Here is a 15,788-nt window from a genome sequence, read left to right as displayed (position 1 = left end):
CGTGTACTGTTTACACCAAAAGTAAAATTACTTTCCGGCTTGGCCGGCGTATGCTTTCCAATCCTTTTCTTTATAAATGTCATCACCAAAATAACGAGCTATTTCCATAAATGGCTCAGGTTTCTGATATCCCGGTACTGGTGAAAGCATATTCAATTCTTCATCCAAGAAAATGGTTGTTGGATAACTAAGACGACCCTGCATTAATGCAGCGGCAAACTCATGATATCCTTTTCTTCCAGATGGTACAAATTTGTACGTCTTACCTTTATACTCAATAGGTTCTTTTCCTTCCCCATCGAATTTTACCATATAGTAGTTTTCCTGCATGTATGCAGCAACTTCTGGGTTTTGAAAGGTGTCTTTGTCCATTTTTTTACACCACCCACACCAATCTGTGTACACATCAATGAATACTTTCTTTGGGTTTTCTTCCGTTGCGGTAAGCTGGGCTGCTTCATCCCAAGTAATCCATTTAACATCTTGTGCATTACTAATGGTTACAACAAAGACAAGGGCTAAGAACAAAAATGATTTCATAGTATATAAAAAAGACGCTTTCATATTTTTTTATTGGATTAGTCCAACTATTATACCAAAGCTAACGTATTTATAATTGCTTTATTTCACTTTTGCCGTTTCTTTAACAGCGAACAAATCTTTTACATCTACTTGGTTTCTAATTAAATCATCAAAATTCTCCCTTTCTCGTATTAGAATTGCTTTGCCCTTGTGCCAAAGAACTTCTGGTGGTCTAAATCTTGAGTTATAGTTACTTGCCATAGTAAAGCAATATGCACCTGCATTTTTAAAGCATAGAATATCACCTTCAGTAATTTCATTTATTCTTTTGTTACTGGCAAAAGTATCTGTCTCACAGATATAACCTACGACAGAATAGTAGCGTTCTCTTCCCTTGGGGTTAGATATGTTTTTAATGGTATGTGTTGCACCATAAAGCATTGGTCTGATCAAGTGATTGAAACCGGAATCAATGCTTGCAAATACTGTTGAGGTGGTTTGTTTAACCACGTTTACTTTAGCAAGGAAAACACCTGCTTCACTCACCAAAAACTTGCCAGGCTCAAAGGCAAGGGTTAAATCTTTACCGTATTCTTTACAGAATTCATTAAAGCGTTTGCTTAATTTTTTACCAAGTTCTTCAACATTGGTTTCAATATCACCTTCTTTATAAGGTACTTTAAATCCGCTACCGAAATCAATGAAATCTAGATTTTTGAAATTTCGTGCAGTTTCAAATAGAATTTCAGAAGCATATAAGAATACGTCAATATCTAAAATGTCACTACCGGTATGCATGTGAATACCGTTAATATTCATTTTCGTTAATTCTACTATTCGAAGTAAATGCGGAATCTGATGAATACTGATACCGAACTTTGAATCTATGTGCCCAACAGAAATATTGGAATTACCACCTGCCATAACATGTGGATTAATTCTAATGCAAACAGGAATATTTGGATGTTTGCTACCAAACTGCTCTAAAATTGAAAGGTTGTCAATGTTTATTCTAACACCTAATTTTGCGGCTTCTTCTATCTCTTCTAGAGAAACTCCGTTTGGGGTAAATATGATGGATTCTGGTTTAAAACCAGCTAATAATCCTAGTTGTACTTCTTGTATAGATACAGTATCTAAGCCACTACCAAGACTGTTCATTAATCTTAATATAGTAATGTTAGATAGTGCTTTGGCGGCATAATTAAGCTTCAGTTTCTTTACTGAACCAAATGCCTTGGTCAATCTATTGAATTGTGAAACTATTTTTTCCGAGTCATAAACATACACCGGATCACCATAGGTTTTTGCAATCTGCAATAAATCCTCATTTCTCATACTATCTGTTTTTATGCGAATTTACTTTTCTAGATGTATAAGTACAAAAATAATAACATAAAAACATTAAAAATAACAAATTGTGATATTTACAACATTATATTGGCGTTATATCTTTTGGAGCAACGTAAAGACCTTTGTACTTTTAGCCATATGAAACTACCATTATTACCATTACAGTCCATTTTTTTTCCGGGAGAAACCGTTCCGCTACATATTTTTGAAGATCGCTATAAGCAATTGATCAATGATTGTAGAGATGAGGCTATTACATTTGGTATCCCCGTTTTTATTAATAACAAGATGGAATATGGTGTTGAAGTGCAGTTGGTTGAAGTTGTAAATACCTATGAAAGTGGTGAAATGGACGTGGTTTGTGTGGCTAGGCAAGTCTTTAGGTTATTGGCATTTGATAATATTATGGATGATAAACTTTACGCTGGTGGTATTGTTAAGCTTATAGAATACGATTACGTTGCCACAGATGAAAAAAAGCAGACCATTATAAATGGTATAAAGCAGTTATATGAAATTATGGAAGTGCCTTATACACCTATTAATGTGCAAGAATTCAATAGCTTTACATTGGCGCATAAAATAGGATTGTCATTTGATCAGGAGTATCAATTACTGCAAATACCCACTGAAAATGATCGACTAAATTTCATAGGCTTGCATTTGACATCTACCATTACGGTATTGTCAGAAGTTGAAAGAACAAGAAAAATAATAGAACTAAATGGTCATTTTAAGAATTTTGATCCTTTAGATTTTAAGGATATAGAGATGTAGTTGTCAATTTATACTGGGTTTTAATCACATTTTAAATAAATTATGAGCTTAAAGCCTCATTTATATAAGTAACCTTTCAATTAATCTCAACTATTTTTAGATTATTACCTACTGTTTCCTATTTTTGCTTAACAATTAAAATTCACCATATATATGAACCTTCACGAATATCAAGGAAAAGAGATATTAGCAAGTTTTGGGGTGCGCATCCAAAGAGGAATAGTTGCCCATAATGCAAAAGAGGCTGTTGAGGCTGCAAAGCAATTGACTGCTGAAACCGGAACTGGATGGCACGTTATTAAAGCACAAGTACACGCAGGTGGTCGTGGTAAAGGTGGTGGTGTAAAATTAGCCAAAAACCTTAAAGAGGTAGAAGAGATAGCAAACCAGATCATTGGTATGAACTTGATTACCCCGCAAACTTCTGCAGAAGGTAAAAAAGTACATCAAGTATTGGTTGCGGAAGATGTTTATTACCCAGGCGAGAGTGAAACTAGCGAGTTCTATATGTCAGTTTTATTAAATAGAGCTACTGGTAAGAATATGATTATGTATTCTACCGAAGGAGGTATGGATATTGAAGAGGTTGCAGAAAGTACTCCGCATTTAATATTTACGGAGGAAATTGATCCAGCAACGGGTCTTTTAGGATTTCAAGCAAGAAAAATTGCTTTTAATCTAGGTTTGTCCGGTACTGCTTTCAAGGAAATGACAAAATTTGTTGCTTCTTTATATAAGGCATATGTTGAAAGTGATTCTAGCATGTTCGAGATCAATCCAGTATTAAAGACATCGGATGATTTGATCATGGCTGTTGATGCTAAAGTTTCTATTGATGATAACGCTCTATACCGTAGAAAGAAATATGCAGAAATGCGCGATCTTAGAGAGGAGAATCCTATTGAAGTAGAAGCAAGAGAAGTAGGACTAAACTATGTTGACCTTGACGGTAACGTTGGTTGTATGGTAAACGGTGCAGGTCTTGCGATGGCTACAATGGATTTGATTAAAATGGCAGGTGGAGAGCCGGCTAACTTTTTAGATGTTGGTGGTACGGCTGATGCTAAAAGAGTGGAAGAAGCTTTTAGAATTATTTTAAAAGATCCTAATGTAAAAGCAATTCTTATCAACATATTCGGTGGTATCGTTCGTTGTGATCGTGTAGCTCAAGGTGTTGTAGATGCATACAAGAACATGGGTGATGCCATGCAAGTGCCAATTATTGTAAGATTACAAGGTACAAATGCTGAATTGGCAAAAGAAATTATTGATAACTCAGGGTTGGCGGTAGAATCTGCTGTACAATTCCAAGAAGCTGCAGATAAGGTAAAAGCTGTATTGGCTTAAAGTAACTTATTTATAAATTTTAAAAGACCATTCAAAATGAATGGTCTTTTTTTTGTTCAAGTTTTGTAGATGAACTACTGCTTTTATATTTATTGTCTTTACAGTTTTAATTTATTGTAATCAATAAAGGACTAAATCTGTAGTTTAGGTTATTGGAATGAAATAATAGTTAAGACTCAAATTACTTGTTTTTTCATTGGTTTGAATTTCTAATTTTGGGGTGTAATTATGAAATTAGTATTAAAGAGATGTTAAAAGTGGGTTTAATTGTAACATTATCATTTTATCATCGTCTTTTTAGTAATTCATCATCAATCAATTATTAATCAAGCTTCAGGAAATCTGAAGTAAAAAACAAAAAGTCATGAGAAAATTAAGTTTAGTAGTCGTAGCTGCAATGCTACTTGCAACAGGTAATGTATTAGCTAATGATGTAGTAAATGAAAACCCTACAAAAAAATTATCTGTACAGATTTCAGAAATGCTATCGGAAAACGATTTTTCTGTTGAGCATGACGATTTAACAGCCCAGGTTCGATTTACATTGAATGCAGACGGGGAAATCGTTGTGTTGTCTGTACATACAGAATTTGACAAAATGGAAGGTTTTGTCAAAGCTAGATTAAACTATCAAAAAGTTAATTTGGCAAATGTAGAGGAAGGTAAAGTATACACTATTCCTGTGCGTATTCAGGCATAACCTTTAGGGGTATTGCTTTAAAAAGATCTTGATATACAGAGGTGTATCAAGATCTTTTTTTGTTTTTATATTTTACATTGCTAATTGCGGTATCTACCTTTTTCATTTGCTTGGATTTGAAATCCCTTTTCTCGGTATTCTTTGTAGCAGGTCTTGATGTTGCGGTCGCCATACCTAGTAAAACCTCCCCAGGAATCTTAGGGTGGTCTTTAGTGCCACGTAAATGAATAACCAATCCATTTAAAAAATTACGTAACACTTGATCGCCACACTCCATGTAATTAGGGTGATCTTCTTTTCTAAAGAAAGCACCTAATTCGCTTTTAGAAATTTTAAAGTCTACTAGTTGTAAAATTTCAACAATATCGTCATCTCTGAATTTTAAGGCAACTCTTAGTTTTTTAAAAATATCATTATTTGTCATACTGCAAATTTAAGGACTGCAAGTTATCATAAAATTGTGACCTGATATATACTTATGTTGTTATTCGTATGATAGTGGGTAGAAAAGTGTCAATTGAACAGCCAACAAAGTTGGTGCCTTTGTTTAAATTATCAGGTTTATTTATAAAGTTATATGGTATATGAGTGAAGCTTATACTTTTACTCTAAAATTTGAGTTATAGTATTAATATATAATTTATTAAGTATTCGTATGCCTACTGAGAAAGAGAAGCTTAGTATATTGTCAGAAATGATTTCATTCGCTAAAGTGAACAATGAAATTAAGGAATCTGAATATGATTTCTTGTTTTCGGTAGCGCAGCAATTGAATGTTACTAAGAAAACGTTTGACAAGCTCTTTACTACGAATGTGGAGCATGTTATACCTAAATCTCAATCAGATAGGCTTCTGCAGTTTCATAGGTTGGTGTTATTAATGAATGTTGATGATAAGCAAGATGATGAAGAGGTGAACAAAATTTATGATATTGGTTTGAAAATGGGATTGCCGCCAGGGGCAATTCAACAAGTTTTGACCATAATGCATAAGTATCCTAATAAGGTTGTGCCACCTGAGATTTTGATTGCTATTTTTAAATCACACTACAATTAGGACCAAGAGAAGTAATCTGCTTCTAATTGTTCAAGATCTCTCTTGTTCATGATACTAGTTATGGCGTCTTGTCTTAATTGATCAATTTCTGCCTCAATTATTTTCAATTGATCAGAATGTACTACATGTAGTTTTAACGTTTTTAGTTTATGCATTAATTTTCGCATGACCGTAATATCATGTTTGCAGTACTGACGATAAGTAGCCATTACATTAAATAGTATTTCTGAAAATTCTGGACAGTTCAAACTTACCCAATTAACACCGTTTTTGTCCGTTAGAAATTCATGGTCTTTTTTTAGCAACAAATCAATAAATAATGAGGAAAGGTAGTCTATGGTATTCAAGGCGGTGCCAGGATCATTAATACCTGGTGACATGGCTTTAATGCCTATTTCTGAAATTTGTCTAAAACCATAAATAAAATTTTCGCCAATAAGTTCTGTATGGCTGAACAGTAAAGTTTTTTCAATTTTTTTCTTTAGTTCGTCTTTAACCGGTTTTTCTGTTAAGAAACCTACGGTTCCATCTATTATAAACTGCCCTTTATGTAGTGAAATCATTGCTTTTAAGTTATTCTCTTTACAAAGCTCTATTAGGTCATCTTTAAGTATTCCGTAAAAGTACCCTCTCTGGGTAATTTTATGTTTTTCCCAATGATCGGTGCTTGGAAAATCTTGATTTTTATCTTCTTGATTTTCTATAATGATCGCTAACTCTTTTTTAGTTCTAGAATGAATTGCAGTTAGTATGTTTCCTACTTGTATGGCTTGGGAAATATGGTGAATAAAATAAATGAAGGCGGCTAAACATAAAACTGTTAGTATAATGCCGATAAGTACAGAGAAACCTGGTGTTTGGTATTCATTTTCGGTGGGTTCAATGGAAATCAAAATAAAAATATTGTAAAGGATGGTGCCAATATAAAGTCCAAGCACTACTTGATGTTTTTGATCAGAGATTATACCTGGTAGCACTCTTGGCGAGAAATTGCTTGAAGCTTGATTGAGCAGTACCATTACCATGGAAAAACTAAAAACGGTTAGAGATATTAAACCGCCAATTAAAGTACTTAAAATCGTTTTTGCGGTATCTGTGTCATCAATAACCAAAAAGGGAGCAACATCAATTAGAAAAGAAGAAATATTGATGGATTCCAAATAAATCAACAGAAATGCCAAAGCAAGACCGCCTAAGGCTATTAAAGAAGGGTAGAAGGCAATTTTAGAGCGTATTTGTTTAAAAATATTCAGAAGTCTGTCCATGGTCAAAAATATGTCATAAAGCTAGTTTAAACGGTATTTAAAACTGGACTGATTTGAAGAAATAACAGACTCCTTTACTTAAAGAATGTCAAAATGTCATTATTAATATTGTTAAATAAGACAAAATGACAGTATTTTGCTGTTGGTATGTATTTTGTCTATTACTAAGAGAATTTAAAAATCAATTAATTTAAAAAAATATAGTTATGAGTTTAGTAAAAAGAAATGACGTTTTGTTTCCAGCTTTTATGAATGAAATATTTAAGCCAGATTGGTTTGGAGGTATAGAGAATAATAGAAATTCTGTACCTGCCGTAAATATCAAGGAGAACGAGAAGGAGTATTATTTGGAGCTTTTTGTACCCGGTAGAAGTAAAGAAGATTTTACCATTGAAATTGATGAAGCTGTGTTGACCATTTCATCTGAAATTAAAAAAGAGAATGAAGAGGTGAATGATAATTATACTAGAAAAGAATTTAGTATTTCATCTTTCAAAAGATCGTTTACATTACCAGATACAATTGCAACCGATAAGATCGATGCAAATTACGAAGGGGGAATTTTAAAATTCAATCTTCCTAAAAAAGAAGAGGCTTTACCAAAGCCAAAAAGAATGATTGAATTAAAATAGTTTTTTAGGTTGGTTTGAGTTGTTTAGTTAAGTGCTTTGAGAAATCAAAGCACTTTTTTTATACGCTCTATTCATAAAATTATTTAAAATTTTGGGCTACAAATTCAGTGATTGATGTGTTGGAGTTTTCATTTTTTGTAACATACAGATTATCTCATATGAGGTTTTTTGAACATCAAATTTACCTTTTCTTTTTAAATTGTAAATGTTGTTTCCAACATCTTAATATTTTTTAAAATTTTATGTTCATAGGGTAGGCGGTTAGCTTGAATGTTAAACTGTATTTTTAAGAAGTGGTTTTCAGAATTAGGAACATATTTAATGTCGAATCTTTAGTTTTTGGAAAGTGAAGAATGGTTGAATTTAAAGTTTGAAAACTAAACATAAAATCGTAATATTAATACTTGGATTTACGAGGCAAAGTCGTCTTGTTAAAGGCGAAATCAGAATTTATATTCTTGAAGTTAAGCTCACTGGAGAGAGATTCAAAACTTGTTGAAATTTGACCCTAATTTACCTTTCATAGTCAAAAATAACCGTTTTAGTCTTGTCTAAAAATATTATATATAAATTTGTTTTCCAGTAATTTATATGCTTTAAATTAAAGCATTGGTGTTAATTTTAAGAATTTTGCTTAAAATAGGGTTTTTCTGAGTTATTCTTGGTCTTGTAGGGACTTTATTTCATCTCTTAACTTTGCTGCTTGCATAAAATCGAGCTCTTTTGCAGCTTTTTCCATCGCCTTTCTTTTCTCCTTGATCAACTTTTCAATTTGCTCTTTTGTTAGATAATCCATATCAGGTTCGGCTGCTCTTAACTCCTCTTTTATGAAGTGATAAGTAGACACGGAATTTTTAGATAGCACATTGTCCAAGCTTTTATTTAATGCTTTTGGAGTTACGTTATTATCGGTGTTGTATTTGATCTGTTTTTCTCTACGATAAGCTGTCTCGTCAATAGTTTTTTGCATGCTTTCCGTTATCTTATCTGCGTACATGATCGCCTTGCCATTTAGGTTTCTTGCCGCTCTACCAACAGTCTGTGTTAACGATCGGTTACTTCTTAAAAATCCTTCTTTGTCGGCATCCAATATTACGACCAAAGATACCTCTGGTAAGTCCAGTCCTTCACGTAATAAATTCACGCCGATCAGTACATCAAAAATACCTTTTCGTAAATCTTGCATGATTTCAACACGTTCTAAAGTGTCAACATCACTATGAATATATCTACATCTAATGTTAATTCTATCTAGGTATTTTGCCAATTCTTCTGCCATTCTTTTGGTCAATGTTGTAACCAAAGTCCGTTCGTCTTTTTCTACCCGTACCTGTATCTCTTCAACCAAATCATCGATCTGGTTTAAACTAGGTCTTACTTCTATAATAGGATCTAAAAGTCCGGTTGGTCTAATTACTTGTTCCACATAAACACCTTGACTCAATTGCAATTCGTAATCTGCCGGAGTTGCACTCACATACAACACCTGATTTTGCAATGCTTCAAATTCTTCAAATTTCAAAGGTCTGTTATCCATTGCGGCGGGTAAGCGAAAACCATATTCCACTAAATTGACTTTTCGTGAACGGTCACCACCATACATGGCATGTACTTGTGGTATGGTTACATGACTTTCATCGATCACCATTAAATAATCATCTGGAAAGTAATCCAACAAACAGAAGGGTCTTGTACCGGGTTCCCTACCATCTAAATATCTTGAATAATTCTCAATACCTGAACAATAACCCAATTCACGAATCATTTCTAAATCAAAATTAGTTCGCTCTTCAAGTCTTTTAGCTTCTAAGGGTTTTGCAATGTCCTTGAAATAATCTATTTGCTTAACTAGGTCATCCTGTATGTTATGAATGGCATTCTGTAACACATCTTTAGAGGTTACGAACATGTTAGCAGGGTATATGTTCAAATTTTCATAAACTTCTATAATGGTATTGTTAAACGGATCAAACGCCTCGATTTCCTCTATCTCATCCCCAAAGAAATGTATTCTAAAAGCGTGATCGGCATAACTAGGGAAAACATCTACTACATCTCCTTTTACCCTAAAGTTTCCATTTTTAAAGTCTGCCATAGTTCTTGAGTAAAGAGATTGCACCAATTGATGCATTAACTTAGTTCTAGCTATTACTTGATCTTTTTTAATGGAAATAACGTTTTTCTGAAATTCAATGGGATTACCAATACCGTATAGACAGGATACGGATGCGATAACGATAACATCTCTTCTGCCAGATAATAAGGATGATGTAGCGCTTAAACGTAACTTTTCTATGTCCTCGTTTATAGACAGATCCTTTTCAATATATACACCACTAGTGGGTATATATGCTTCTGGCTGGTAGTAATCATAATAGGACACAAAATACTCCACGGCATTATCAGGGAAAAACTGCTTAAATTCAGAATAAAGCTGTGCGGCCAAGGTTTTATTGTGAGCCAATAGAAGAGTTGGTTTCTGAACGTTTTCTATAACATTGGCTACAGTAAAGGTTTTACCTGACCCTGTAACACCTAATAAAGTCTGGTATTTTTCCTTTTCATTTATGCCCTTTACTAATTCTTTTATGGCATTTGGCTGGTCACCAGTGGGTTTGAACTCTGATACTACTTTGAATTTCATGCTATAAAATTACGAAAGAAGTACCATTTATATGAGTTGGATAAAAAGATTCGTTACACCTATCGCAACAGTGAGAAATGTCCTTTTATTATTTCTCGGTTTTGGGAATTTTCAAAACGATACCAAAAATCAGAAGAAGGTAATGGTTTACCATTAAAAGTGCCGTTCCAATAATTGTCCAATCTATTGGTTTGAAAAATAAATAATATTTAAATCCTTTTAATTAAGCTTATATGTTTTGATAATATTTATTATCGAATGATGAATCATATAAATACGTATAATTAACGATTACTTTGAATTGGTTTCTTCTTGAAAGGTCACTTAAAAAAAGAAGATGTTTTACTATTATGTAATTATCTTTTCAAAGTAAAATGACCTACGATTTCTTGTCTATTTAAAAAACTAGCTTTAAACCAATAGTCTGCTTGTGGCATGGATTTGTTATTGAAAGTACCGTCCCAGCCTTTATCTTTAGGATTTATTTGTTTTATTAAACTTCCGAATTGATTAAAAATATAAATGATATCAATTACCGATTCATAATTTTCAGGAGGAGGAACATACTGCCAATAATCGTTAATACCATCTCCGTTGGGAGTAAAAAAGGCAGGAAAATCTCTTGAGGTAATGTCTCTATCTACAGATCGCTCTGTAATTCCACAACCATTTTTATCCCTAACAAAGGCAATGTATTTACCTTGGGAGATCTCAGTAAATAAAGGGGAGTCTTGATATGGTCCATTTAGGTTGTTGAGGGCATATTCATATTGCCCAGTTCCGGTAACTGAAATTAAAATAGTTTTTCCTTGTGGAAGATTTGTAACATCTATGGCGGTAATGGTAGCTGGCTCAGAGGCTACAACATCTATTAATTTAGAGCTCGTACATTCAATGTTTCCAGCATCTGTAGAAATTATATTGTACGCCTCTAGCCTATATTTTCCTGGCGAGGATATGGCAACGCTAGAAGTTTCTGATATAAGTTTTTCGTCGCTACCAATATTTGTAAGGTACCATCTAAACCCTTCAGCAGTATCATCTGTCGAAATAGTATATGGTAAATCATCGCTACAAATGCCTACTACATTAGGCAGATTAATTTTAGGCGACCTGTATATTAGTTCACCTGTTGTTTCAGAAATAAAAGGGTCACAAACATAAACTGCAAAACTGGTAGTAAAGACTTCTTCTGTGCATGATGTAGTGGAGCCAAAATTATTATAGGGTTCTATTTTTACGTAAATGTTAGAATTTTGCGGCAAATCATCTAAGGGGTCATAGCGCAATGAATTTTTGACATCAAGCTTATTTACTATTTCGTTACCATTGGGTGTGGTACCTATAGAAATATAATAGCCGGTAGCCGTTGGTGCATATTGCCACTCAATATCTGTAACTATGGTAACGCTACCAGCATTATTGTCTGGTGTTATCAATAGGGTACAAGGTGGAATTGTAGTTGTTTTTAACGTGGTAAATGAAATTTCTTGACATAGAATTGGTGGTCCGTCATAAGGTACTATACTTAAACTTGCATATAGGATAATACCATCTGGTAAACCTGTAGGTGCTGTGTAAGACGTGTCGTTTCCAATAGGTTTTCTATCTAAAATATCTTTGCCCTGTGGTGTAGTGCCAATTGAGAGAAGGTAACCATTAAACCCTGAAATCTCTTGCCAAGTAATGGTGGCGTTTACTTCAACATTTCCAGTTCCGTTCGTAGGGTAGGTAAAACTTGTACAATCTTGTGCATGAAAAAATGAAGGTGTCAATAAGAGCAACACCCACATCAAGACAACTTTCAGTTTTTGTTTAACCATTATTGCAATATTTTATCGTTTCAAACTAAAATGACCCTTAACCTCCTTATTTGAAATCGTTACCGCTTTAAACCAATAATCAGATTCAGGCAGTGGTCTACCGTTGAAAATACCATTCCAACCCTTTGTGTCCGGTGATAATTGTGCCAAAAGTGAACCGAATCTATCATAAATATAAATCACCGAAATATTGCTTTCTCCTGTTTCTATGGGGGGTATAAATCTCCAAAAATCGTTAACACCATCTCCATTAGGAGTAAAGAATTTTGGAAAACCATTAACGGTTAAATCTTGCTCTACCTGCCATTGCGCTGTTCCACAACCTTCTTTATCACGCACATAGACAGTGTGATTTTGAAGTGATATGTTGTTGAATCTATTGCTATCTTGATAGGGTCCGTTTTCATTGTCCAAGGCAAATTCATAATTACCTAGTGTAGTGGTATTGATGATGTAGTTTAGTGAGTTGGCGCCTATGTCAACAGATACGTCTTCTATTTTTGGAGCTTCTGATATGGTGACTTCAAACATTTTAAAAGAGGAACATTCAAACGTACTGCCGGAATCTTCTAATACTACATAAGCTTCATAAATATACTTTCCTTCGGTATCAATGAATACTTCTGAGCTTGAGGATAATAGAGATTCGTTTCCTCTTTCATCCAATTGGTACCATCTATAACCATCCGCTTCATCAGTTGCGGTAATTCTGTTTAATTCATTTCCATCACAAATAGAAATTGTATCTGGAAATGTTAACTGGGGGTTTAAAACGATTAAATCTCCGCTTGTTGGATCAAAATAGGGACCGCAACCCAATATAGTGGAGAACGTTTCTTGACTACACCCAATGGCTTCACCTGCATCATTAAAGGGAATAATAGAAATAAAAAATGTGCGATTATGCTCTAGGTCAATAATTACGGTCGAATTTTTAAATAGTATGGCATTCTCCAAAATATTGGTCTCAAAGGGTGATGTGCCTATAGATACTCTGTAACCCGTTGCATTTGGTACTGGGTTCCATTCCAGAAATTTGTCTAAAGGTACATTGGTTTCCCCATCAAAGGGAGTGATCATACTTGTGCATTGGGGTAATATAGCTGCCTCAGCTGTCGTAAAAATTATCGTATTGCAACCCGTTGCCATTCCTATGCTATTGTAAGGTATTATGTTTACAAAAATATTGGCTTCTGAAGGTAAGTCTGTGGGCGGATTATAAGAAAGATTGTTGCCAATATCTAAATTGTTGAGAATCTCACTACCGTTCAAGGTAGTTCCAATAGATAAAATATAACCGGAAGCACCTGAGGCTGCGCTCCATGAAATATTGGTGCTTGTATTTATATTGTTGGCATTGTTTGAAGGCAATGTAGATGGTACACAATCTGGTACTTCGGTTAAAGCTGCCGTGGTAAAACTTTGGATATCACAAACAATATTTGGTTGGTTAAAAAAGAATAATGTGATGGTTACGAATATTTCGGTATTCTCCGGTAGCCCGGTGGGTGGACTAAAGCTGGTAGATGTTCCTACATTTCTTTCGTTTACAATGTCATTACCACCAGCGGTTGTTCCAAGTGAAATAATATATCCAGGTACACCGGTTACAGATTCCCAAGTTATAGGCGAATTAACAGGAACTGAGATCGCTCCATCAGTAGGGTTTAACAATGAGGGACATTCTTGTGCAATTGATTTTAAACTGGTGAAAAATAAAGCTACAAAAAGTATGGGCAAAGCCAATAGCTGGGGTAATCGTATGTCCCATATTTCTTTCATAGCATTTTTGTAAACAATACAATATACTATATTATGAAAATTTATGGTTGGTTATCCTTGTTAAATAGGACCATGTGTTGCATCTGGTAGATGAATTAAATTAGAGGTCGCGCCTTTTTAATATTTTGTATGAGCCGTAAATGAAAATAGCTGTCCAAAATAATACTATGATGACTTCGTACCAATGAACGTGATAGTTCAAAGCTAATTTTTCTCCCATTTGATTAGCTACCGATTGTACTGCGCCTAACCTGGAAAAAGGTTCTTTAATGAGATTGAACATGGATTGTAGCGGAAACAAATTCATAATGGAATCTGTAGTTTCCCCGTCAAAAAACTTCCAACGTAAGATGCCTCTAAATATACCTTCAAAAACTTGCCAAAGGATCAAAAAACCTAAAGCAAATGCGGATCGTTTAACCAATACTCCTAAAAAAAGACAGAAGGAAAAGAAACCCGTTAGTTTAACAAAAAATGCCAATAGAAACTCTAAATCGGTAAAAATGATAGATAATTCATTAAAATCGGAATAAAACAATCCCAAAATGAGCGAAACTATAAACACGAATATTGTGGATACTAAAGAAAATGTAATTACGGTCAAAAATTTAGAAAGTATAAACTCTCTTTTTGAGAGTCCGTCTATTAGGTTCTGTTTTATCGTTTTATTGCTGTATTCATTAGACATCATTGAAACGATCACTATGGCCAAGAACAATTTAAAGAACGCGGTTATAAATGTGTTGAAATGCCATATATAGGGAAAGTTGAATATCCCTTGGTCTGCCAAATGAAATTTTATGGGACCTATATCAAATTTAATTGCCGCTACCAAAGCGATTGATGTTAATAAAGCGAAGTAAGAAATAATTAGCACTTTGCTAGCCCTGTTATTCCACAATTTTATAAATTCTATTTGAAGTAATCGTATCATTTGCAAGGGGTATTAAGCGTTAACATTTTTGGTTAGTGCCAAGAATTGCTCTTCTAGACTTTCTTTTCTTTTCACTAGGTGTGAAGCAATTATGCCATTGTCAAAAAGAAGTTTGTTTAAAGTTTGGGCATCTAACTCAGAAGTTAAAAAAGCTGTGACCAGACCATTTTCTTCTTTTATGTTACCAAAATGTTCATTGTTGTTTAAGTAGGCAAAAAGCTTATCCGTATCTGAAGATTTAAGTTCAAAAAAGCCAAAACTTGCTTGTAAACTGTCTACTCTGCCAGAATACAATTTTTCTCCTTTTCTTAAAATAACTACATGAGAGCAAACTTTTTCAACTTCGTCCAATAAATGCGATGCCAATAGTATAGTTGTGCCCTTTGCTGCGATAGTCTTAATAATCTCCCTGATTTGATGAATTCCTTGTGGATCTAGTCCATTGGTAGGTTCATCTAGGATTAAGATTTCAGGATCGTTCAGTAGGGCAGAGGCAATGGCTAAACGTTGCTTCATCCCCAAGGAATATGTTTTGAACTTGCTGTTTTTTCTATCCAGTAAACCAACAAGTTCAAGCTTTTCTTCAATTTTATCTTCAGGTACTTCTTTAATTTTACAAACCAATTTCAAGTTTTGTAAAGCGGTCATGTACGGGTAGAAATTTGGACGCTCAATAATAGCTCCAACTTTTTTCAAGGCTTCATGTGTAGAAGTGCCCCCACCAAACCAAGCAAAATCTCCACTTGATTTATTGACGACATTTAAAACGATGCCCAATGTAGTGGATTTTCCGCTGCCGTTGGGACCTAGAATACCGTAGACATTTCCTTTTTCAATTGTGAACGAAAGATCTTTAACCGCAGTTAGATACCCAAATTTTTTAGTAAGATGATTGACTGATAGAATAGTACTCACGTCAAGTGTTTTTTGATTGATTATGCTTACTTGACGA

General features: G+C 34.2%; 15 protein-coding genes. 5 read left to right on the top strand and 10 right to left on the bottom strand.

Annotated features, from left to right (window positions below; translation table 11 throughout):
• Positions 1-27: 27 nt before the first annotated feature.
• Complete coding sequence (locus VBZ51_RS00860) at positions 28-540, bottom strand: thioredoxin family protein (RefSeq protein ID WP_305522671.1); 513 nt, start codon at positions 538-540, stop codon at positions 28-30.
• A gap of 81 nt (positions 541-621) precedes the next feature.
• Positions 622-1,860, bottom strand: coding sequence for a diaminopimelate decarboxylase (gene lysA / locus VBZ51_RS00855; RefSeq protein ID WP_058103540.1), 1,239 nt, complete (start codon positions 1,858-1,860; stop codon positions 622-624).
• A gap of 153 nt (positions 1,861-2,013) precedes the next feature.
• On the opposite strand from lysA, the gene VBZ51_RS00850 reads away from it, so the two are divergent.
• The 3 genes from VBZ51_RS00850 to VBZ51_RS00840 all read left to right on the top strand — a co-directional run bounded on the left by VBZ51_RS00850 (position 2,014) and on the right by VBZ51_RS00840 (position 4,699).
• A complete protein-coding gene (locus VBZ51_RS00850) occupies positions 2,014-2,652 on the top strand; it encodes an LON peptidase substrate-binding domain-containing protein (RefSeq protein ID WP_058104291.1) in 639 nt (212 codons plus the stop codon).
• A gap of 153 nt (positions 2,653-2,805) precedes the next feature.
• Positions 2,806-3,999, top strand: a complete 1,194-nt coding sequence (gene sucC / locus VBZ51_RS00845) for an ADP-forming succinate--CoA ligase subunit beta (RefSeq protein WP_416575779.1) — start codon at positions 2,806-2,808, stop codon at positions 3,997-3,999.
• Between the two features lie 364 nt (positions 4,000-4,363).
• Positions 4,364-4,699, top strand: coding sequence for a hypothetical protein (locus VBZ51_RS00840; protein WP_286813343.1), 336 nt, complete (start codon positions 4,364-4,366; stop codon positions 4,697-4,699).
• A gap of 46 nt (positions 4,700-4,745) precedes the next feature.
• Here VBZ51_RS00840 and VBZ51_RS00835 read toward each other — a convergent pair whose 3' ends face one another.
• Complete coding sequence (locus VBZ51_RS00835) at positions 4,746-5,123, bottom strand: DUF1456 family protein (protein WP_416575778.1); 378 nt, start codon at positions 5,121-5,123, stop codon at positions 4,746-4,748.
• 231 nt (positions 5,124-5,354) lie between these two features.
• On the opposite strand from VBZ51_RS00835, the gene VBZ51_RS00830 reads away from it, so the two are divergent.
• Positions 5,355-5,756: a hypothetical protein gene (locus tag VBZ51_RS00830; RefSeq protein ID WP_071341593.1), complete on the top strand. Its 402-nt coding sequence runs from the start codon at positions 5,355-5,357 to the stop codon at positions 5,754-5,756.
• Here VBZ51_RS00830 and VBZ51_RS00825 read toward each other — a convergent pair.
• Positions 5,753-7,021 carry a DUF2254 domain-containing protein gene (locus tag VBZ51_RS00825; RefSeq protein ID WP_416575777.1) on the bottom strand — a complete coding sequence of 423 codons (1,269 nt, stop codon included), beginning with the start codon at positions 7,019-7,021 and terminating at the stop codon, positions 5,753-5,755. The two genes, VBZ51_RS00830 and VBZ51_RS00825, sit on opposite strands and share 4 nt — an antisense overlap.
• Positions 7,022-7,227: 206 nt before the next feature.
• Between VBZ51_RS00825 and VBZ51_RS00820 the strand changes: the two genes are divergently transcribed.
• Positions 7,228-7,653, top strand: a complete 426-nt coding sequence (locus VBZ51_RS00820; protein WP_058103534.1) for an Hsp20/alpha crystallin family protein — start codon at positions 7,228-7,230, stop codon at positions 7,651-7,653.
• A gap of 655 nt (positions 7,654-8,308) precedes the next feature.
• Here VBZ51_RS00820 and uvrB read toward each other — a convergent pair.
• The 6 genes from uvrB to VBZ51_RS00790 form a co-directional block, all read right to left on the bottom strand.
• Positions 8,309-10,297, bottom strand: a complete 1,989-nt coding sequence (gene uvrB / locus VBZ51_RS00815) for an excinuclease ABC subunit UvrB (RefSeq protein WP_091605868.1) — start codon at positions 10,295-10,297, stop codon at positions 8,309-8,311.
• Between the two features lie 59 nt (positions 10,298-10,356).
• Entirely contained in the window at positions 10,357-10,497 is a 141-nt protein-coding gene (locus VBZ51_RS00810) for a T9SS type B sorting domain-containing protein (RefSeq protein ID WP_416576252.1), read from the bottom strand.
• A gap of 156 nt (positions 10,498-10,653) precedes the next feature.
• Positions 10,654-12,120 carry a T9SS type B sorting domain-containing protein gene (locus tag VBZ51_RS00805; protein WP_416575776.1) on the bottom strand — a complete coding sequence of 489 codons (1,467 nt, stop codon included), beginning with the start codon at positions 12,118-12,120 and terminating at the stop codon, positions 10,654-10,656.
• A 12-nt stretch (positions 12,121-12,132) separates the two neighbouring features.
• Positions 12,133-13,902 carry a T9SS type B sorting domain-containing protein gene (locus VBZ51_RS00800; protein WP_416575775.1) on the bottom strand — a complete coding sequence of 590 codons (1,770 nt, stop codon included), beginning with the start codon at positions 13,900-13,902 and terminating at the stop codon, positions 12,133-12,135.
• A gap of 100 nt (positions 13,903-14,002) precedes the next feature.
• On the bottom strand, positions 14,003-14,836 hold the full coding sequence (locus VBZ51_RS00795; RefSeq protein ID WP_058103531.1) for an ABC transporter permease: 834 nt from the start codon (positions 14,834-14,836) through the stop codon (positions 14,003-14,005).
• Positions 14,837-14,848: 12 nt separating this feature from the next.
• On the bottom strand, positions 14,849-15,751 hold the full coding sequence (locus VBZ51_RS00790; protein WP_099189095.1) for an ABC transporter ATP-binding protein: 903 nt from the start codon (positions 15,749-15,751) through the stop codon (positions 14,849-14,851).
• Positions 15,752-15,788: the final 37 nt, after the last annotated feature.

The organism is Maribacter sp. HS (genome assembly GCF_048059195.1).
Taxonomy (GTDB): Bacteria; Bacteroidota; Bacteroidia; order Flavobacteriales; family Flavobacteriaceae; genus Maribacter; species Maribacter dokdonensis.
This window is presented reverse-complemented; position numbering and strand designations above follow the sequence as displayed.